Source organism: Prescottella sp. R16 (assembly GCF_030656875.1).
Classification (GTDB): Bacteria; Actinomycetota; Actinomycetes; order Mycobacteriales; family Mycobacteriaceae; genus Prescottella.
This window is the reverse complement of sequence record NZ_CP130943.1, coordinates 503,699-523,563: the sequence shown is the minus strand read 5'-3', so window position 1 is coordinate 523,563 and position 19,865 is coordinate 503,699. Positions and strand designations below refer to the sequence as shown.

The following is a 19,865-nucleotide window of genomic DNA, read 5'->3' as shown; positions in this document are numbered from 1 at the left end:
AACAGTGTTGTAAGCTAGCCGAGGTTCAACACCGGGGTGTGGCGCAGCTTGGTAGCGCGCTTCGTTCGGGACGAAGAGGTCGTGGGTTCGAATCCCGCCACCCCGACCAGTGAAGAACAGGCAGAGGCCCTCTCCGAGAGATCGGACAGGGCCTCTTCTGGTTTTGGGGCCTGGCAATAGACCGGCATCGCACACCTTTTCCCGGCATCACACACCGATTCGCTGTCGAAAACGTGTGCGATCTCGGGAAAAGGTGTGCGACTGCAGGGGGCACCGCCGACAACCCCACCCTCAGGGCAGGCTAGCCTCACCTCATGTTCAGTCGTTCCTCTCTCCGTACCCGTGCTTCGGTGCGGGTCGCACTGGTCGCGCTCGCGACCGTGTTCGCCGCCACCGCGTGCGGCTCGTCCGACGCCGGCAGCAATCAGTCCGGTAACACCGATGTCGCGACCGGGGGCCGCCTGTTCGCGACCGCCGACACCGCGACCGCCGCGTTGGGCAGTGACGCGCAGCCCGGCGAGTTCCCGCGCACCGTCACGCATGCGCTGGGTGAGACCGTCATCGAGAAGAAGCCGGAGCGCGTCATCGTGCTCGACGGCGGTGAGCTCGACGACGTCCTGTCGCTCGGCATCACCCCGGTCGGTATCGCCAGCCCCGAGGGTGCGGCGGGTCAGCCGTCGTATCTGGCGGACAAGCTCGCCGGCGTCCCCGACGTGGGCACCACCAACAACCTCAACCTCGAGGCGATCACCGCGCTGCAGCCCGACCTGATCCTGGGCAGCAAGCTGCGCGCCGACAAGCTGTACCCGCAGCTGTCGCAGATCGCACCGACGGTGTTCGGTATCCGTCCCGGTTTCCCGTGGAAGGAGAACTTCCTGCTCGTCGCCGACACCCTGGGTGAGGAGACGAAAGCGGACGCAGTCCTCAACGACTACCAGACCCGCGCGAACGAGGTCCGCGACAGCATCGAGGGCGATCCGTCGATCTCACTGGTGCGGTTCATGACCGGTAAGACCCGCCTGTACGGCAACCTGTCGTTCATCGGCGTGATCCTGCAGGACGTCGGCCTGCGCCGGCCGGACATCCAGAACATCGAGGAACTGGCCGTCGAGGTGAGCCCCGAAACGATCACGCAGGCCGACGGCGACTGGGTCTTCTACTCCACCTACGGCAAGACCGACACCACCGCCGAGGCGGAGGTACTGGGCGGCCCGCTGTGGGCGGGGATGAGTGCGGTGCGCAACGGTAAGGCCGTGCCGGTGTCCGACGAGACGTGGTTCCTGGCGCTCGGCCCGACGGGCGCGATGATCGTGCTCGACGACCTGCAGAACCTGCTCGGCGGACAGTAGGAACAGACCGTAGGAATAACCGCGCCGTGGGCGCGGTTGAACAGGCCGGATCGGCGGTTCGTGTCCCCCGGGCTCAAAATTACCGCCTTCGCAGAGTTCCGTTCGGCTGGAGCTGCGTTGCGCCTTTCGCCGAGAGGCGACCGAACCGCCGGTCCCCTACTTCTTTTTCCTTCCCGATCTACGGCAGCAGCCGGTCGTGGAAGCTGTTCGCGAAGATCCGGTGCGGGTCGTGGGCGTCGAGTGACTCCGTCGCGGCCGTCCACCCGCCCGCTGCGGGGATGCCGGTGGTGTAGGCGGCGGGCAGGGTTTCGGTGAGCCATTCGGGGTCGCGGTAGCCGCCGTCGCCGGTGAACGCCCAGCCCTTGGACCATTCGGACCGGAACGTCGCGTAGTCGCCCGAGTAGTTCCGGGCCATCCACCGCTCCATGTCCCGGAAGTACGCGGACGCGCCGGGCGTGCCGGGCAGGGTGACGACGTTCATCCAGATGCAGGTGTCCCATTCGGGACGGTCGGGGCGCGGGCGCACGGGCGACAGGTTCGGGGGGCCGGCCGAGTCGACGAGTACCTCGGCCGGGTCGTCGACGCCGCACATGCGGACCTCGAACGGGCCGTTGATCGGGTATTCGCCGCGGGCCGCGAGCTCCGTCATCCGTTCGTTGTGCCACGTGGTGAACTCGTGGATCACGCGGGCGATGTTCTTGCGGGCCGTGACGACGACGCCACCACCCGCGGTGACCCGCATCGTGGTGTGCCGCAGATAGAACAGCACGTCCTTGGACCAGCCCCACAGGTCGTCGGTGTCGGTGAGCGCGAGCCCGGCCTGCACGGCCGCCAGCTGGCCGATGCCGAACGCCGGCGTCGCCGCCCCGATACCCGACGCCACCTGCCCGAGCAGGTCGGTGAGCGGTTCGGGCAGCCGGTCGGTGAAGAAATAGTTGTAGGGGCCGAACACCTCTCGCGACTCCGACGGGCGGACCGGGGTGGGGGTCCACGTCTTGAGCCACGGCTTGTCGGTGAACGGGAACCAGATCGCCTCGACACGTCCGGTCTGCTCGGCGAAACTCTCGTACGTCCGGCCCGGGGCGCCCGGCGGCGCGAACAGTTCCTGCCACGGAACATCCATGATGCTGCGGCACCGCAGTCGCGTGTTCGTCCCGGCCTGCAGCGTCACCGAGGTGACGAAGCTGCGGCCCAGATGGGTCAGCAGTGCGGTGATCTCGGGGTCCGCGCGGGTGAATTCGCGCAGCCCGTACCGGGCGGCGTCGGCGTCCCACACGACGGCGGTGAGGGCGGTGACGAGGTTGGACAGCGACCCGAACGACTGGCCGGGGACGACGGTCTCGCCCGCCGCCGGGTAGGTGGCGCCGTGCGCACCGATCGCGAGGACCCCGGCGATGGAGAGGTCGCCGATCGCGGGTGAATTGGCCCAGCCGAGCCCGTGGTCCTGCAGTGCGGTGAGGATCGCTTCGAGGCTCGCGCCGCCGGCCGCGGTGACGGTGGCGGGCACGGCGCCGGGGTGCACGGTCACCGCGTTCAGGTGCGTCATGGTGTCGACGAGCACCGTCCGCTCGACGTTCTCGCCCGGCACCACGGTGAGCGGACTCCATCCGTGCATCGTGCCCTTGGCCCGGACCCGGTAGCCGTGGTCGAGAGCCCAGTTCGCGATCCGGACGACGTCGTCGGGGGTGCGGGCGGTGGCGGTCCAGACGGCGTCGAACCGGATGTCCCCGGCCCAGTTCACGTAGCCCTGCTGGACGAGTGGGACGTCGTCGGGGAAGGCCGGCGGGACGGGCAGCGTCGAGGCCTGGCTGCTGCCGGCCGAGCCGGGGGCCGGCAGCGCGACGGCGGGCGTCCACCCGCCGAGAGCGACAGCACCGGCGGCGGCACCAGCTCCGGCCATGCCGCCGAGGAAGCCTCTGCGGGACAGCAGGTTCCGCGGGGCGGATTCGAGATCGTCGTGCCGGTCGGTACCCACTTCTTCACTCCGCTCGCTCGGGGACAACGAGCCCAAACTAGGGCACATCCCCTTTCGATGCCAGTGGTTCCGTAATATTCGTCGGGAGCGCCGTCACTCGGACATCTGCACCGAGTTCCGGAGTGCGTCGGTGATCGCCTCGGGTGCGCCGTCGATCGACCACACCGCGAGCGCGACGGTCACGATCGTCAGCGCCGGGCCGAGGAACGCTCGTTCGACACCGCCGCCGGCCCGGATCGCCAGGAACGACGGCAACCGCAGCTCCCACCACCGCCGTCCCCCGAACGGCACGAACGGGGCCAGGAACGGCACCCCCTCCTTGGTGATCATGTCTCCTAGACAGTGCACGGCGCAGCCGAGGGCGACCGCGACCCCGAGTCCGGTCGAGCCCACCTCGTCGGGGAACCACTGCCACGTGAGGATCGACAGGAACGCGGCGGCCACGGTGACCGCGAGCCAGCCCTTGTCCCGGGCCCAGTGCCCGAACAGTCCGCGCAACGCCAGCCCGAGCGTGAAGAACAGGGTGACGATCAGGGCCGGCCGGCCGAACTGGCCGACCAGCGCCGACACACCTGCACCGAGCCCGGCCGCGAACAGTGCGGTGTGGGTGAACGTGCGGTGCCCGCCGCGCCGGTTGGGGTCCTTGCGCCCCTTCGTCACCCGGTACACGGCGAGCGAGACCGTGTCGACCCCGGAGGCCAGCGCCTTCGAAACGGGGCCGAACGAGCGGGCGACGGTGGACTGGGCGGTGTCGAGATCCGGTAGCAGCGCCGCGCCGGCGCACACCCCGGCGAACGCGAACGTCTCGGCGGTCGAGGTGGGCCCTCCCCAGTCCGCGGGCAGTAGATCCGCGACGGCGAGGCCGACCGCGGCACCGGACATTGCATGGGTTGCACCCATCACCATGGGGGAACGTACCTTTCGAGCGCCGAGCACAGACGATGCGAGGGGCCCGACCACTCGGCCCCTCGCGGCAGACGCTAGCAACGTCCACCGACAGGTCGACCGCCGTTCCGCTTCACGCACTCGGCAGGCATGATGGAGGAAGGTTCTCCGAGTCCGATCGAACGCACGGGAGGCGGCCATGAGCACTGTGTTGCTGTGGGTGGCGGCGACACTCGTCTATTGGTGGAGCATGCTCCCCTGACCGGCGAGTGAGAGGGGAAGGGCCCGTCCCGGAAACATTCCGGAACGGGCCCTTCTCATCTGTCGATCACTTCAGGCCGGTGCGCACACCGTCCTCGATCTTCTTGCCGAGGTCGGCGTCCACGCTCTTCCAGTATTCGAAGACGCGGGAGAGGACCGGTTCCTGCACCCCACCGAGAACGTGGCCGACGACGTTGCTCACCAGCCGCTCGCGGGCCGCGTCGTCGAGCACCTCGCGGACCAGGGTTCCGGCCTGGGTGAAGTCGCCGTCCTCCGGGTGCTCGATGTACCCGGCGCGCACCGCTTCACCGTCGAACGCCCACAGGCCCTCGTCACCGGCGGCCGACGGGTCGGCGTGCGGCCCACCGAACGAGTTGGGCGCGTACACCGGGGTGTCGGCGGAGTTGAACGTGTACCGCATCGCGCCCTCCTTGGAGTAGGAGTTCACCTGGTTCTTCGGCGCGTTCACCGGCAGGTCGGCGTAGTTGGTGCCGATGCGGTACCGGTGGGCGTCGGCGTACGAGAAGACGCGGCCCAGCAGCATCTTGTCGGGGCTGAACCCGATGCCGGGTACCACGTTCGACGGCTCGAAGGACGCCTGCTCGATCTGCGCGAAGAAGTTCTCCGGGTTCCGGTTGAGCGTCCACTTGCCGACCTCGATGAGCGGGTAGTCCTGCTGGGACCACACCTTCGTCAGGTCGAACGGGTTGAAGCGGTAGCCCTCCGCATCGGCGACGGGCATGACCTGCACCTTCATGGTCCAGCTCGGGAACTCGCCACGCTCGATCGCGTTGTACAGGTCGGCGCGGTGGTAGTCGGGGTCCGAACCGGCGAGGGTGTCGGCCTCGGCCTGCGTGAGGAACTCGATGCCCTGGTCGGTCTTGAAGTGGTACTTCACCCAGAAGCGTTCACCGGCCGCGTTCACCCACTGGTAGGTGTGCGAGCCGAAACCGTCCATGTGCCGCCACGTCTTCGGGATGCCGCGGTCACCCATCAGCCACGTCACCTGGTGCGCGGTCTCCGGGCGCAGCGTCCAGAAGTCCCACTGCATGTTGTGGTCGCGCAGACCCGAGCCCGGGAGCCGCTTCTGCGAACGGATGAAATCCGGGAACTTGATCGGATCCTTGATGAAGAAGATCGGCGTGTTGTTGCCGACGAGGTCGTAGTTGCCTTCCTCGGTGTAGAACTTCATCGCGAAACCGCGCGGGTCGCGCCAGGTGTCGGGGCTGCCCTGCTCACCGGCGACAGTGGAGAACCGCACCAGCGACTCGGTCTTCTTGCCGGGCTGCAGGAACTTCGCCTTCGTGTACTTGCTGACGTCACCGGTGACGACCAGCTCGCCGAACGCACCGCCGCCCTTGGCGTGCACGATGCGCTCCGGGACCCGCTCACGGTTGAACTGCGCGAGCTTCTCGATCAGGTAGTGATCGTGCAGAAGGATCGGGCCCTGCGTTCCCGCCGTGAGCGATTCGTCGTCGCTGGCGACCGGGATTCCGAAGTTGTTCGTGGTCGGACGTGATTCTGCGGACGTCATTTTGCGAAGCCTCCTTGGCGCTGATGGGCTGTGGCTGTCTTCGAGGTGATCGACCCACCCGTTCCGGGCACATCGTCTTGATTCTGTGAGCTGGTAACGGTCTGTGCCCCGGTTTTCGCCGAATCGCTGCGGCAATCGGGACACAAGCCCCAGAACACGACCTCGGCCTCGTCGATCTCGAAGCCGTGGCGATCAGAGGGCTCCAGGCAGGGAGCGTGGCCGACGACGCAGTCGACGTCGACGACCGTGCCGCACGAGCGGCACACCAGGTGGTGATGATTGTCGGCGGTGCGGGTCTCGTACCGCGCCGGCGAACCCGCGGGCTCGATACGACGCAGCAGACCCACCCGCACACAGGCGCCGAGCACGTCGTAGATCGCCTGGGTCGACACCGATCCGAGTCGGCGTCGCACCTCGGTGGCTACGGCGTCGGCATCCGAATGTGGATGCGCGGCAACCATGTCCAGGACTGCAATCCGAGGTGCCGTGACCCGCAGACCGGCGTCACGCAGCCGGGTGCGGGCGTCGAAATCGTGGTCTCCTGATTGCATGACCCCAGTATGCCCGTTTTCTGGATTTAGTCAAGAGAACGATTGAATCCAGACAACTGGGGGTCAGCGCCACTGCACCTGTCCGGTGACCGCGTCGACCGTCACCTCGTGCTTGATTCCCGGATCGGTGTAGACGTCCGCCTCCCACACCGTGGCGCCGCCGTGATCGTCGAGATTCAGTTCGGTGATCGCGGCGCCCGGGATCGCGGCACGGACCGCGTCCGCTGCCGCCGCGTAGTCGAGACGGGCCGCCTGGATCCGCGCCTGATGCTTCGCCCGGTCGTCCGCATCCTCGTCGTCGACGGTGGGACCGGCCACGATCTGCGTCCCGTCCGCGGAGACGTCCGCCCCGTGTTCGACGCCGTCGGGTGTGACGACCTGGACTTCCCACGTGCCGCCGCCCTCGCGTTCGATGGAGATCAGGGTGCTGCCCGGGACGGCGCCGACGGCGGTGCCCCCGGCCCGGTCGAGAGCCTCCGCGTCACCGGCCGGGGCGGGCGTCTCCCCCGCCGCACCGTCGGTGTTTCCCGTCGCCGGGGACGCCGGATCCGTCGCGCCGGGTGACGGTTCCGTCGTCGTGGTCACCGTGGGAGGCGAGGTGGCGGAATTGTCGTCACTGTCACCGCATCCGGCGAGCGCGACGATTGCGATACCGGCGAGGATCGCGGCGCAGGTTCGCCGGCGGGGAGTTTCCGGGAGGAGCATGGCTTCACCGCCCATGGGTCGCAGGAGTTGCCGCTGCCCGGGTACCCGGGCAGCGGCGAAAGGAAACGGGGCCGATCTCATGGTGCGACCGCACGGAAGCCGAGCATCATGTCGTGGTCCTCGTGGTCGAGCATGTGGCAGTGCCACACGTAGCCCTGCAGGGGTCCTGCTGCCGGCATCGGGTGGCCGTCGTGCCCCTCCGGTGCCGGGGCGGTGCCGAACGTGGCGTCGGGGTCGAAGCCGAGCCGGTCGGCGGTCGGGAATTCGGCGACCACGCGGGTGACGGTGCCGACGTCGGCGACGACGGTGTCCTTCGGTCCGGTCTCCCACGGCTGCGGTGGATGCAGTGGTGAGGTGACGTAGTCGTCGACGGGCGGCGCCCATTTGGTGCCGACGGGTGGCTGCGGGTGGTCCCGGACGTACCGGTCGACGTCGATGTCCTGGCGTCCGAGGACACGAAAACTGACCAGGTGCAGGTGGATCGGGTGTGGCTCGGGACTGACGTTGACGATGTTCCACTGTTCGACGGTGCCCTGACGGGGCGTCTCGATGTCCGGGTCTCCGAACTGGAGGTTGTTGAGGGACATGAGGACTCCGCCGGTGGCGGGGTCGGGTAGTTGCAGGACGGTGACGGTGCGCTGGGTCTGCGGGACGGGCACGGGGCCGAGTGCGTCCGGTTGCCCCGGGCCACCGCGCAGCGTTTCCGGCACGGTGGCGGGGCGGCCCTGCCCGGTGGCGACGCGGAAGCGGCAGAACAGGGGCATGGGCCGGACGCCACGTTGCGCGACGCCGAGGGGCGGGGGTTCGTCGTTGCACAGGTCCACGGTGGTGCCGGGGTCGAGGCCACCGAAGTCGACGAGGATGTCGGCGCGCTCACCGGGGGCGAGACGGATGGCGGTGGACGGCACCGGAGCGGGTAGCAGCCCGCTGTCGGTGCCGATGATCCAGAAGCGCATCCGGTTGCCGAAGAACAGATTCCAGATGCTGAACGATGCCGCGTTGAGGAGCCGGAGCCGGTACATGCCGCGGGCCACGTCGAGTATCGGCCACACTTTTCCGTTGACGACACCGACGTCGCCGGGGGTGGCGGGGTCCCAGCGTCCGGGTGGGAGCAGCGGGGAGACGCGGTAGCTCTGGTGTCCGTCGGCGGTGAACAGTTTCTCCTGCATGACGAGGGGGATCTCGAATTCGCCGGACGGGAGCCCCCACGCGTTCGCTGTCGTGCCGGTGTCGTGGCGGTCGCGGAGCAGGAAGGCGCCGGCGAGGCCCGCGTACACGTTGAGACGGGTGATGCCCATGGCGTGGTCGTGGTACCAGAGGCCGGCGGCCTCGTGGCCGTTCGGATAGTGGTGGACGTGGCCTTGTCCGGGACGTTGCAGGAACATGGGGTGGCCGTCGTGTTCGGGCGGGGTGACGGCGCCGTGCAGGTGCATGGAGGTGGGAACGGTGGTGCGGTCCTGGTCGGTGACGCCGTGGAGGGTGGTGTCGAAGTCGGCGGCGAGGGGGTGGACGGTGATGTCGTTGCGGTAGGTGACGGTCAGCGGGTCGTCGCGGTGCGCTTCGACGGTGGGACCGAGGTAGTCGACGCCGCCGTACGAGAGGGCCGGTGACGGGGCGAGGTCGCGGTGGAAGCGGTGGATGGTGCTGCCGGCGCGCAGTTCGATACCGGTGCCGGTGAGCTGCGGCAGCCGGGGTAGGTCGTCGACGAACGGTTCGAGGTGCGGCGACGCGAACAGCAGCGGCCGGGCGGGGTCGATGTTCGCGAGGTCACCGAGGTCCTGGCCGCGGGCCGTGGCGTTGCAGGCCGCTCCGAGTCCGACCGCCCCGATGGTGTATCCGAGTCCGCGGGTGAAGGCGCGCCGCGAGATGCCACCGCTCATATACCGTCACACTCCCTGTGGTCGTCTGCCGGAGCACGCCCGACGCTACGCCGGAAACCCAACCGGGCCGGCAGTTTGCGGTGATCCGGGCCGCCGACCCGGGAGGTTCGGGACGAACACGGCTTACGTTTCGCGGACGACGATGCGAGCGGACAGTGGCACGATCGATCAGCTTCCGGGAGAGGCGGACTGCCGAACGAACCGGCCCGCGACACACCCGTGCACCCCGCCGTCGATCGCCCTGACCCGGGCTAGGGTCGCCGCATGCTGGCACTTGCGATCATTGTCATCACGTTTGCCCTGGTCTTCTACTCCATCGGCGTCTGGTCGGAGCGCATCCAGAAGACTCTCGAGTGGTGGCATGCGGGAGCCTTCGCCCTCGGACTGCTCTGCGACGCGAGCGGCACCGTCCTGATGAGCCGGATATCCGACGGCTCGTCGGACACCGAGACGTCGACCTTCGACCAGATCATGATCATCACCGGTGCCATCGCGATCGTCCTCATGGCGGTCCATCTCGTGTGGGCGATCGTCGTTCTGCTCCGCGATCGCCCGTCCGAGAAGGCACAGTTCCACAAGTTCAGCCTGGTCGTCTGGACGATCTGGCTGGTTCCCTACTTCACCGGCGCGGTCGGCGCGATGACGGGGTGATCCGATGGCCGGTGCCGTCCGGTCGTCTCCTACGCTGAGCAGACCGCTGCGGTTGTGCCCAACGTTCACGTCGTGCCGAAAGGTCCGGAACCACTGTGCGTTCGTCGAAGTTCACTGTCGCGTTGGCGCGGGAAGCGTTGGCTGCTCGCTCGGAATCGGCGCAGGGATGGTTACGCGGTACTGCGGCGGGGCGTACCGCGCAGCGTGTGCTGTCCGGGTTCGCGGAGGCCGAGTGGGCCGACCGGTCGATGACCTTGGCGGCCCAGTCGTTCACGTCGGTGTTACCGGTGGCGATCGTGGCGTCGACCCTCGGTGATCGCGGCGCCTTCACCCGTGGGTTCTTCGACCAGTTCGGGATCGACGTCGACGGTGTCGCGGTCGGTGTCGACTCCGTCGGGATCGAGGAGTCGTCGTTCGCCGCGTTCGGCATCGTCGGTGCGCTGATGGTGCTCATCGGCGGGACGTCGTTCGCGCGTGCTCTCGGACGCATGTACGGGCGGATCTGGAAGGTGCCGACACTGCGGCTCACCAGTTGGTGGCGTTGGATCGCGGTGCTGTTGTCGATGGGGTCGGCGGCGGCACTGATCGGTGCGGCCCGCGTCCTGAGCGGTGTCCCCTATCTCGGCGCGTGGCTCACGATGGGCGCCCAGTTCGCGGTGTGGGTGACGCTGTGGACGCTGATCCCGTATCTGCTCACCGAGCAGCGGCTGTCGGTTCGGGTGTTGTGGGCGATGGGGGTGACCACCGCGGTCGGTCTCGCCGTGTTGCGTGCCGTCGGCAATGTCGCCCTGCCGATCGCGATGGAGTCGTCCGAAACCAAGTTCGGGGCACTCGGACTCGTGTTCACGGCGATCGGCTGGATGTTCGTTGCGTACGGGATCGTCGTCGGCGCGGCGGTACTCACCAAGGCCTTCGCCCTCGACGAGGGCCCGATCGGCCGGCTGCTGCGCGGCCCGGCCGGTCCGCTGGACGACGTGCCGGCCACGGCTCCGGCGCACACGGATCCACACTGACCAGGTTTCGTACAAAACTCGAGGATTCGTACAGAACTACGCGGAGCCGAAACTGTGTCGGCGGCGTCAGGCACCGGCCGCGATCGGCCGCCGGCGCCTCAGCCGCGCCGCCACGAATCCCGCTGCGACGATCATCTGCCCGAGCATCACTGCCGCCGGCAGCACCAGCAGCTCCCAACCGGTCGTCGGAAATGCCAGCGCCCACACGAGGATCGCGATCCCCAACCCCACGGTCACCAGTTGTCCGAGGGCCAGGAGCAGCGGACCGGGCCACAACGGAACCCTGCGGCGAACCAGCACGACCAGCCCGGCCACCGCACCGACGACGGCGGCGATCAGGCCGATCGGAGTAGGCAGTACCACCATCAGCTCGAAGAACGGTCCCGGCTCGACCACGCCCGACCTGATCAGCTGCGGTGCCACGAACAGCCACACCGAGGCTGCGCAGAGCAGCGAGACGATCGACGCCGAAGAAAGTGTCCTCACAACAGCACCGTAACCTGTTACCGCATCGTTATTCCATAGCGCTACGGCATGATTCACGCAGTTCACGCCGATACGCGAACCTACCGACCGTGCCGCGTTCGCCCGGTCCTCCCGGCCTGTCGACCCCTTGCTGTTGCAGCCCTGATACCCACCCCCGATGGTGAATGGGTGATCCCGGTATCGGGGCCAGAACGCCGGATCACATTCCCGTGATCCATATTCGGAAGGGGCACTTCATGCAGTTGCGTCGTCGGAAGACACTGGCACACGTGATCGGCGGGGCGGCGGTCGTCGCCACGGCGGCACTCGCCGCACCCGCACTCGCGTCCGCGGAACCGGCCGACCTCACCGGCCCGGACATCAGCACCTCGGTCGACGGCAGCACCCTCACCGTCACCGTCGCCAACCCGAACGAGGCCGCCGACAGCAGCTGCGGCGCGTTCGCACTCGACGCCGCCAAACTGCCTGCGCTGAAGGAGGATCCGAGCAAGGTCACCGAACCCGGTTTCCTGACCTGGCAGACCCCCGTCGCCGACCGGGTGGGTGCCGGGGCCGAGAGCACCTTCACCGCCGACCTCGCCGACGGCATCTACGCCGTGATCGGTGAATGCCTGTCGGTGAGCGATCCGGCGCCCGTCGTCGGTGATCCGCAGATCGTCCCGGTGGGCGGCCTGTTCGGCAGCCTCGACTTCGGTAGCCTGCAGGATCTCCTGCCCGGCGACCTGGGCGACCTCGGTGGCCTGCTGGGCAAGCTGACCACCGGTTCCACGCAGCCGGAAGCCTGACGCTGCTACGCGATTCGGGCCGTCGCCTTGATCTCCACCAGGATGCCCGGCATCCCCAGGGCGGCGGCCCCGATCGCGGTCCACGCCGGACGCGCGTCCCCCTGGAACTTCGCCTTCACCGCCATGAAGTCGGCCATGTGGTTCGGGTAGTCCGTGTGGAAGGTCGTCAACTCCACGATGTCCTGCGGTCCGGCACCGTGCTTCCCGAGCAGTGTCCCCAGCGTCTCGAACGCCAACTCGTACTGCCGCACCGGATCCGACGGAACGCTCCCGTCCTCCTCGAGGCCGACCTGGCCGGAGCAGAACAGCAGATCACCACTGCGCACCGCATCCGAGTAGCCGTAGTCGGTCTCCCACTGCTCCGCCATCCGATTCCTCACTTCCACTTGATGTTTCACTGCACCGGTCAGCGCAGGTAACCGTAGTGCCCGACCGGGCCGACCGGGGTGTCGTGCACACTCGCCGCCAGGCCGCGCAGCAGAATGTTCCGCAGGTCGCGCGGGTCGATCACGTCGTCGTAGATCAGGGTCCGCGCCAGTCCCCACGGCCCGGACGTCTCGTTGTCGACGAGGGCACGACGGGTGGCGTCGTCCTCCTTCGCGGTGCGGCCACCGACATCGGCGGGAATGCCGCCGAGTGTGACGGCCGGGAACGCCAGCGTCATGGTCTGGTCGTCGTACGGGTTCATGCCCATCACGGAACTGCCGAACCCGAACGCCTTGCGCACCGTCACATGGAATTTCGGTCCCCGTAGCCGATGCTGTGCCGCGAACATACGGGCACCGGCCTTGAGGATGCCGGCCCGCTCCGCGGCGGTGCCGGCCATCACGCCGGGGTTGTCGGCGAGGAACAACACCGGCAGGTGGAACGCCCCGGCCATCTGCAGGAACGCCGCCGCCTTGTCGGCTGCGTCGACGGTGATCGCGCCTGCCGCGACGGCCGGTTGGTTCGCGACGACGGCAACCGGGTACCCGCCGATACGGGTCAGCGCGGTGACGATCGACGGCCCGTACGTGGGCTGGATCTCGGTGACGGTTCCGGTGTCGGCCACCGCGTCGACGACCGCCCGCATGTCGTAGGCGCGTCGCGGGTTCACGGGGACGAGGTCGAGGAGTTCCGGAAGCGCCCGCTCCCCGATGTCACCGGCGCCGTCCCGAGGCGGCCGCTGCCACGCACTGCTCGGCAGATACGACAGGTAGCGCCGCACCAGTGCCAGTGCGGCGGAATCGGAGTCGACGAGATTGTGGGCGACACCGGACGCGTCGATCGCCACCTGCGGTCCGCCGAGGGTCTGTTTGTCGACCTGCTCCCCGGTGGAGGCGGCGACGAGCGGCGGTCCGGCCGTGAACAGTGCACCGTGGCCGTCGACCATGACCACGAAGTCGGACAGCGGTGCGGCCAGCGCGCCGTGCCCGGCGGACGGTCCGGTGACGACCGCGACGGTGGGGACGATCCCGGACAGGTCGGCGATGGCCTGAAGATCGTTGGGTGCGGGCCGATTCCGTTCGAGCGCGTTGGTGGCCCGGTGCCCGGCCCCCTCGAGCATCATGATCAGCGGGGTCCGGTTGCGCAGAGCCGATTCTGCGGCGCGGGTGCGTTTGGAGGCGGCGGCGGTGCCGATCGAGCCGCCGGCGACGGTGAAGTCCTCGGCACCGACGGTGACGGGACGGCCGTCGATGGTGCCGGTGCCGGCGACGAACGCGTCGGCCGGGACGGCCGGATCACCGGTGAGCGGCCCGAGCTCGGTGAACGATCCGGCGTCGAGCAGGGCATCGATCCGGCTGCGGGCGTCGAGTCGTCCGGGGGTCCGGTAGCGGGCCAGTTTCCCGGGCCCGCCCATCGCGCGGGCGGCCGTCTTGCGTTCGGCGAGATCGGCGAGCAGCGGTTCCCAGTCGGATCTGTTCCCCGTGTCCACGCTCAGGCCCTCCCCGACTTCGAGTGATCCGGGTCACGACGAGCACCGGCGACGTCACCGTACGGAGAAATCCCGACCCCGGCAACAGTGTCGACCACTGGCCGGAATCGGGGCCACACGTCACTCCGGTACGGGATTGCGGGCCGGCTCGCCTTCCGCGTGTTGCAGCTGACCGGTGCCGGGGTCGACTTCGACGGCGTGGGACGGCAGTTCGTGGACGGCGACGACGATGTGCTGTTCGCCGTCGACACGGGCATGGTTCCCGGTGGTGGGGGGCAGACCGGCCAGGGTCGCGGACACACCGGGTGCGATCAGGTGCAGTGGCCCACCGAACTCCGGACTGCGTCCCCGGTCGCCGTTGCCGTTGCCGTTGCCGTCGGGCACGGCGTGCGTCGACAGTTTCAGGTAGCGCGGGGTGGTGGCCAGTTCGTAGCGGAACGCCTTGAGCATCGAGATGCACGCGAGGACCAGGACGATCGAGAACGGGACGGCGGTGGCGATCGACGCGGTCTGTAGTGCGGTGAGGGATCCGGCGCCGCCGATGAGCAGCAGGACGGCGGCCGCGACGCCTTCGAGGATCGACCAGTACATGCGGGTGATCTTCGGGGTGTCCAGGTTGCCGCCGAACGACAGGATGTCGATGACGAGGGAGCCGGAGTCGGCGGAGGTGACGAAGAAGAACACGACGACGGCGATCGCGAGGACGCTGGTGATCGTCCCCAGCGGCAGTCCGCCGAGGAGATGGAACAGGGTGGTGTTGGTGTCGACGGCCCCGTCGACGAGCATGTCTCCGTCGTTGCGCTGCCGCAGGATGCCGGAGTCACCGAAGATCGTGAACCACAGCGACCCGATGATGGTGGGGGCGAGCAGCACACCGAACACGAATTCGCGGATGGTGCGGCCGCGGGAGATGCGGGCGATGAACATGCCGACGAACGGCGCCCAGCTCATCCACCAGCCCCAGTAGAAGATCGTCCAGGCGCCGGCCCAGCCGTCGTCGGAGAACGGGGAGGTGCGCAGCATCATCTTGGGCATGGCCTGGATGTAGCCGCCGAGGTTCTGCACCCACGACTGCATGAGGAACAGGGTGGGTCCGAGGACGAGCACGAACAGTGCCAGTCCGAGGGCCAGGCCCATGTTGATGTTCGACAGCCAGCGCAGCCCCTTGGTGACGCCGCTGACCACGGAGAACGTGGCGAGGCCGGTGACGACGGCGATGAGCGCGATCGTGAACCAGTTGTTCGTCTCGACCCAGCCGAGGTATTCGAGTCCCGCCGAGATCTGCTGGACACCGAAGCCCAGGGAGGTGGCGACACCGAACAGGGTGCCGACGATCGCGATGACGTCGACGGCGTGACCGAGGGGTCCTTCGACACGCTTGCGGCCCAGTAGCGGTTCGAGGAGCCAGCGGATCGACAGTGGCCGGCCCTTCCGGTACGTCATGTAGGCGAGGCCGAGGCCGACGACGACGTAGATGGCCCACGCGTGCAGGCCCCAGTGGAACAGGGTCAGTTCCATCGCCTGGTTGGCGGCCGCGTCGGTCGATCCCGGAACCCGGCCGGCCTGAGGCGGATTCACGTAGTGCGACAGCGGTTCGGCGACACCGTAGAAGACGAGTCCGATACCCATGCCGGCGCTGAACAGCATCGCGAACCACGACAGCAACCCGAACTCGGGTTTCTCGTCGTCGTCGCCGAGGCGGATGTTGCCGATGCGGGACAGGCCGCAGTACAGCGCGAAGAGAACGAATCCGGTGGCGACCAGGATGTACCACCAGCCGACACCGTCGGTGATGACGGTGTTGAGCTTGGTGAAGGCGTCGCCGGCGGTGCCCGAGTAGATCACTGCGAACGCGATCATCGCGAGGATGACCAGGGATGCCGGAACGAACACCGGCTTCCGTAATCCTCGCCATGCGTTTCGTATCGCCGTCACAATCGTTCCCTCCGAGTTCCCTCTGTGTCGTGTCTGCACCGCGGATCACCGCGCTGAAGAACGCGGTCCAGACAAACACAGAACCTCGGAGCTCGCCGGGAAACGTCGGTCGGGCTCGGGAAAACACCCCCGGAAACGCCGTGTGCGCGGTCACCGGACCCGAAGGCCGGTGACCGCGCACACAGCGGAAGGAGAAACTAGACGAGCAGCTCCGCGATCTGAATCGTGTTGAGAGCAGCACCCTTTCGCAGGTTGTCGCCCGACACGAACAGGGCGAGGCCGCGTCCGTCGGGGGCACCCGGATCCTGGCGGATACGGCCGACGAGAGACACGTCACCACCGGCGGCGGCGAGCGGGTTCGGGACGTCGACCAGTTCGACGCCGGGGGCGGCGGCGAGCAGTTCCTGAGCGCGCTCCACCGACAGGGGGCGCTCGAACTCGGCGTTGATGGCGAGCGAGTGACCGGTCACGACGGGGACGCGCACGCACGTGCCGGAGACCAGCAGGTCGGGCAGGCCGAGGATCTTGCGGGACTCGTTGCGGAGCTTCTGGTCCTCGTCGGTCTCGCCGCTGCCGTCGTCGACGAGCGCGCCGGCGAGCGGCACCACGTTGAACGCGATGGGTGCGACGTACTTGTCGGGGGCCGGGAAGTCGACGGCCGAGCCGGAGTGCACCAGCTTCTCGGCGTCGGCGGCGACGGCACGGACCTGGCCGACGAGTTCCTCGACACCGGCGAGGCCGCTGCCGGAGACGGCCTGGTAGCTGGAGACGATCAGGCGCTGCAGACCGGCCTCGTCGTGCAGGACCTTGAGGACCGGCATCGCGGCCATCGTGGTGCAGTTCGGGTTGGCGATGATGCCCTTCGGCGGGTTCTTCGTCGCCTCCGGGTTGACCTCGCTGACGACGAGGGGCACCTCGGGGTCCTTGCGCCACGCCGACGAGTTGTCGACGACGATCGCGCCGGCGGCCGCGAAGCGGGGGGCCTGCGCGCGGGACAGCGTCGCACCGGCCGAGAACAGGGCAATGTCGATGCCCTTCAGGTCCTCGTCGGAGGTCGCGGAGGCATCTTCGACAACGATGTCCTCGCCACGGAACGGCAGCGTCTTGCCGGCCGAGCGTGCGGACGCGAAGAACCGGACCTTGTCGGCCGGGAAGTTGCGCTCCTCGAGGAGGGTGCGCATGACGATGCCGACCTGGCCGGTGGCACCGACGACAGCAATGGTGGTCATCTCGAATTACCGTCCCGTTCCTGCGTGGACGACGGCCTCTTCCTCGCCGCCGAGTTCGAATGCTGCGTGGATCGCGCGGACCGCGTCGTCCAGGTCGGTGTCCTTGACGAGCACCGAGATGCGGATCTCCGACGTCGAGATGAGGTCGATGTTGACGTCCGCTTCGGCGAGGGCCTCGCAGAACTTGGCGGTGACGCCCGGGTGGCTCTTCATGCCGGCGCCGACGAGCGACACCTTGCCGATGAGGTCGTCGAACAGGATCTGCGTGAAGCCGATCTCCGACTGCAGGGCCGTCAGCTTCTCGACGGCACGCGGACCGTCGGCCTTGGGCAGGGTGAAGGTGATGTCGGTCTTGCCGGTCTCGACCTTGGAGATGTTCTGCAGGACCATGTCGATGTTGATCTCGGCCTCGGCGACGGCGCGGAAGACCTTGGCGGCGTGGCCCGGTGTGTCGGGCAGGCCGACGACGGTGACCTTGGCTTCGCCACGGTCGTGCGCAACGCCGGTGATCAGGGCTTCTTCCACGGGAATGTCCTCCATCGATCCGGACACGATCGTTCCGGGCTTGGTCGTGTATGACGAGCGGACGTGCACGGGCACGTTGTAGCGGCGGGCGTATTCGACGCAGCGCAGCATGAGCACCTTGGCGCCGCACGCGGCCATCTCGAGCATCTCCTCGAAGGAGACGGTGTCGAGGCGCTGGGCGTCGGGCACGATGCGCGGGTCGGCGGAGTAGATGCCGTCGACGTCGGTGTAGATCTCGCAGACGTCGGCATTCAGCGCGGCGGCGAGGGCGACGGCGGTGGTGTCGGAGCCGCCGCGGCCGAGGGTGGTGACGTCCTTGCTGTCCTGGCTGACGCCCTGGAAGCCGGCGACCAGCACGATCGAGCCCTCGTCGAGCGCGTCGCGGACGCGGCCCGGGGTGACGTCGATGATCTTGGCGTTGCCGTGGCTGCCGGTCGTGATGACGCCGGCCTGGGAGCCGGTGAACGAGCGGGCCTGCGCGCCGAGCGAATGGATGGCCATCGCGACGAGTGCGTTGGAGATGCGTTCACCCGAGGTGAGCAGCATGTCCATCTCGCGGGCCGGTGGCACGGGGCACACCTGCTGGGCGAGGTCGAGCAGTTCGTCGGTGGTGTCGCCCATCGCCGAGACGACCACGACGACATCATTGCCCGCCTTTTTGGTCTCGACGATCCGTTCAGCGACACGTCGGATGCGCTCGGCGCTCGAGACCGAGGACCCCCCGTACTTCTGGACGACGAGAGCCACGCGTGTGTACCTCCGGCTAGTTGGGTTGATGCAGTCCAGTGACCGAGCTTACCGAGGTGTTTCGCCGGGGCGGCGGGCCACCTCATCCAGCGGGAGTCCCGCGCAGCGGCGACGACGGTGGCAGCATCACCGTCGTGGATCTCACACGACGGGTGACACCGCGGACCGCCCGGGAACGTGCCTCGGTGTCGACGGTCGAACTGTTCTTCGATCTGGTCTTCGTCTTCGCGGTCACGATGGCCGACGACCTCATGGCCGACGATCCCACACCGATCACCCTTCTGCACGGCATCCTCGTGCTGGCGGTGCTGTGGTGGGCGTGGGTCTGTTACTCGTGGCTGGGCAATGTGGTGCGTGCCGACGAGGGCATCGTGCGGGTGACGATGCTCGCGGCGATGTCGGCGGTGTTCGTGATCGCCCTCACGATTCCGGAGGCGTTCGACGATCTGTCCGGCGGTCTGGACGGGCCGGTGGTGTTCGCGCTCGCCTACTTCGTGGTGCGGGCGCTGCACATTCTGATGTTCGTGGTGATCAGCCGGGAGGATCCGCAGCTGCGCGGTCAGGTGAAGCGGTTCGTGCCGTCGATGCTGTCGGGCACCGTGTTCCTGCTGATCGCGTCGCAGTCGACGGGCGGATGGCAGGTCGCGATGTGGTGTCTGGCGTTGGCCGGCGACTACCTGGGGACGCTGGCCGGTGGTCTCGGGTGGCGGCTGCGGTCGGTGGGTCATTTCGCGGAACGGCACGGGTCGTTCGTGATCATCGCGCTCGGTGAGTCGGTCGTCTCGATCGGTGTGGGGGTGTCGAGTCTGCCGATCTCGTGGGAGATCGTGGTGGCGTCGGTGCTGGGGCTGACGGTGGCGTCGCTGCTGTGGTGGCTGTACTTCGATGTGACGTCGCTCGCGGTGGAGCAGGCGTTCGAGCGGGCCGACGAGAAGCGGCGGGTGCGGATCGCGCAACGCTGCTACAGCTATCTGCATCTGCCGATGGTGATCGGCATCGTGCTGATGTCGCTGGGGTTGAAGAAGGTCCTCTACTTCGTGGGTTCGGAGAGCGAGCACCAGCTCACCGACCCGCTGACCGGGTGGCCGCTGATCGCACTGTTCACCGGTGCGGCGCTGTATCTGACGGCCCTCGTCCTGTTCAAGCAGTTCGGTGCCGGCGTGTTCGGGCTCGCCCGTGTCGTCGCTGTGGTCGTGTTGCTCGCGCTGGTCCCGGTGGTGTGGCAGCTGCCGGCGCTGGCCGCGCTCGGGGTGCTGGCCGCCGTGCTGCTGGCCTTGGTCGGCTACGAGACGGTGGCGCACGCCGAGCGGCGCCGGGAAGTGCGCTCGCCCCGCCATCCTCGACCGCCGCATTCGACGTCACCGCGTTGACCGCGGCATCGGCCACAGCCGATACTGACATCGGGCCGCGCATCGCCGGTCCGGCATCCTCGGACGAGC

17 protein-coding genes and 1 tRNA gene are annotated in these 19,865 nt (G+C 68.2%); 6 read left to right on the top strand and 12 right to left on the bottom strand.

The annotated features are described in order from the left end of the window. Positions 1 to 32 precede the first annotated feature (32 nt). Positions 33 to 109: transfer RNA gene (locus Q5696_RS02385), tRNA-Pro, on the top strand. Between the two features lie 205 nt (positions 110 to 314). Continuing rightward, on the top strand, positions 315 to 1,349 hold the full coding sequence (locus Q5696_RS02380; RefSeq protein ID WP_305093644.1) for an ABC transporter substrate-binding protein: 1,035 nt from the start codon (positions 315 to 317) through the stop codon (positions 1,347 to 1,349). A 178-nt stretch (positions 1,350 to 1,527) separates the two neighbouring features. Here the strand turns inward: Q5696_RS02380 and Q5696_RS02375 are convergent, their stop codons facing one another. The 6 genes from Q5696_RS02375 to Q5696_RS02350 form a co-directional block, all read right to left on the bottom strand. Further along, positions 1,528 to 3,249: a cholesterol oxidase substrate-binding domain-containing protein gene (locus tag Q5696_RS02375; protein WP_305095105.1), complete on the bottom strand. Its 1,722-nt coding sequence runs from the start codon at positions 3,247 to 3,249 to the stop codon at positions 1,528 to 1,530. 168 nt (positions 3,250 to 3,417) lie between these two features. Beyond that, positions 3,418 to 4,230 carry a metal-dependent hydrolase gene (locus tag Q5696_RS02370; protein WP_305093643.1) on the bottom strand — a complete coding sequence of 271 codons (813 nt, stop codon included), beginning with the start codon at positions 4,228 to 4,230 and terminating at the stop codon, positions 3,418 to 3,420. Between the two features lie 307 nt (positions 4,231 to 4,537). Next, positions 4,538 to 6,004, bottom strand: a complete 1,467-nt coding sequence (locus Q5696_RS02365) for a catalase (protein ID WP_305093642.1) — start codon at positions 6,002 to 6,004, stop codon at positions 4,538 to 4,540. Next, entirely contained in the window at positions 6,001 to 6,555 is a 555-nt protein-coding gene (locus Q5696_RS02360) for a Fur family transcriptional regulator (RefSeq protein ID WP_305093641.1), read from the bottom strand. Before Q5696_RS02360 ends, Q5696_RS02365 begins: the two co-directional genes overlap by 4 nt. 63 nt (positions 6,556 to 6,618) lie before the next feature. Further along, entirely contained in the window at positions 6,619 to 7,260 is a 642-nt protein-coding gene (locus tag Q5696_RS02355; RefSeq protein WP_305093640.1) for a PepSY domain-containing protein, read from the bottom strand. Positions 7,261 to 7,337: 77 nt separating this feature from the next. Then, a complete protein-coding gene (locus Q5696_RS02350) occupies positions 7,338 to 9,140 on the bottom strand; it encodes a multicopper oxidase family protein (protein ID WP_305093639.1) in 1,803 nt (600 codons plus the stop codon). Positions 9,141 to 9,404: 264 nt separating this feature from the next. On the opposite strand from Q5696_RS02350, the gene Q5696_RS02345 reads away from it, so the two are divergent. Then, on the top strand, positions 9,405 to 9,791 hold the full coding sequence (locus Q5696_RS02345; RefSeq protein WP_305093638.1) for an HsmA family protein: 387 nt from the start codon (positions 9,405 to 9,407) through the stop codon (positions 9,789 to 9,791). A gap of 95 nt (positions 9,792 to 9,886) precedes the next feature. Next, complete coding sequence (locus tag Q5696_RS02340; protein ID WP_305093637.1) at positions 9,887 to 10,804, top strand: YhjD/YihY/BrkB family envelope integrity protein; 918 nt, start codon at positions 9,887 to 9,889, stop codon at positions 10,802 to 10,804. 66 nt (positions 10,805 to 10,870) lie between these two features. On the opposite strand, the gene Q5696_RS02335 is transcribed toward Q5696_RS02340, so the two are convergent. Continuing rightward, positions 10,871 to 11,290 (bottom strand): hypothetical protein, encoded by a 420-nt coding sequence (locus tag Q5696_RS02335; protein WP_305093636.1) that lies wholly within the window; start codon positions 11,288 to 11,290, stop codon positions 10,871 to 10,873. A 236-nt stretch (positions 11,291 to 11,526) separates the two neighbouring features. Between Q5696_RS02335 and Q5696_RS02330 the strand changes: the two genes are divergently transcribed. Continuing rightward, positions 11,527 to 12,075 carry a hypothetical protein gene (locus Q5696_RS02330; protein WP_305093635.1) on the top strand — a complete coding sequence of 183 codons (549 nt, stop codon included), beginning with the start codon at positions 11,527 to 11,529 and terminating at the stop codon, positions 12,073 to 12,075. A gap of 5 nt (positions 12,076 to 12,080) precedes the next feature. Here Q5696_RS02330 and Q5696_RS02325 read toward each other — a convergent pair whose 3' ends face one another. From Q5696_RS02325 to Q5696_RS02305, 5 genes are all read right to left on the bottom strand, one after another. After that, positions 12,081 to 12,443 carry a RidA family protein gene (locus Q5696_RS02325; RefSeq protein WP_305093634.1) on the bottom strand — a complete coding sequence of 121 codons (363 nt, stop codon included), beginning with the start codon at positions 12,441 to 12,443 and terminating at the stop codon, positions 12,081 to 12,083. 38 nt (positions 12,444 to 12,481) lie between these two features. After that, positions 12,482 to 13,990, bottom strand: coding sequence for an acyl-CoA carboxylase subunit beta (locus tag Q5696_RS02320; protein WP_305093633.1), 1,509 nt, complete (start codon positions 13,988 to 13,990; stop codon positions 12,482 to 12,484). A 120-nt stretch (positions 13,991 to 14,110) separates the two neighbouring features. Beyond that, positions 14,111 to 15,925 carry a BCCT family transporter gene (locus tag Q5696_RS02315; protein ID WP_305093632.1) on the bottom strand — a complete coding sequence of 605 codons (1,815 nt, stop codon included), beginning with the start codon at positions 15,923 to 15,925 and terminating at the stop codon, positions 14,111 to 14,113. Between the two features lie 197 nt (positions 15,926 to 16,122). Further along, complete coding sequence (locus Q5696_RS02310; protein WP_305093631.1) at positions 16,123 to 17,154, bottom strand: aspartate-semialdehyde dehydrogenase; 1,032 nt, start codon at positions 17,152 to 17,154, stop codon at positions 16,123 to 16,125. A gap of 6 nt (positions 17,155 to 17,160) precedes the next feature. Beyond that, positions 17,161 to 18,426 (bottom strand): aspartate kinase, encoded by a 1,266-nt coding sequence (locus tag Q5696_RS02305; protein ID WP_305093630.1) that lies wholly within the window; start codon positions 18,424 to 18,426, stop codon positions 17,161 to 17,163. Positions 18,427 to 18,560: 134 nt separating this feature from the next. Between Q5696_RS02305 and Q5696_RS02300 the strand changes: the two genes are divergently transcribed. Further along, the gene (locus tag Q5696_RS02300) at positions 18,561 to 19,796 is read left to right on the top strand and encodes a low temperature requirement protein A (RefSeq protein ID WP_305093629.1); all 1,236 of its coding nucleotides are present in this window, start codon (positions 18,561 to 18,563) and stop codon (positions 19,794 to 19,796) included. The last annotated feature ends 69 nt before the right edge of the window (positions 19,797 to 19,865 follow it).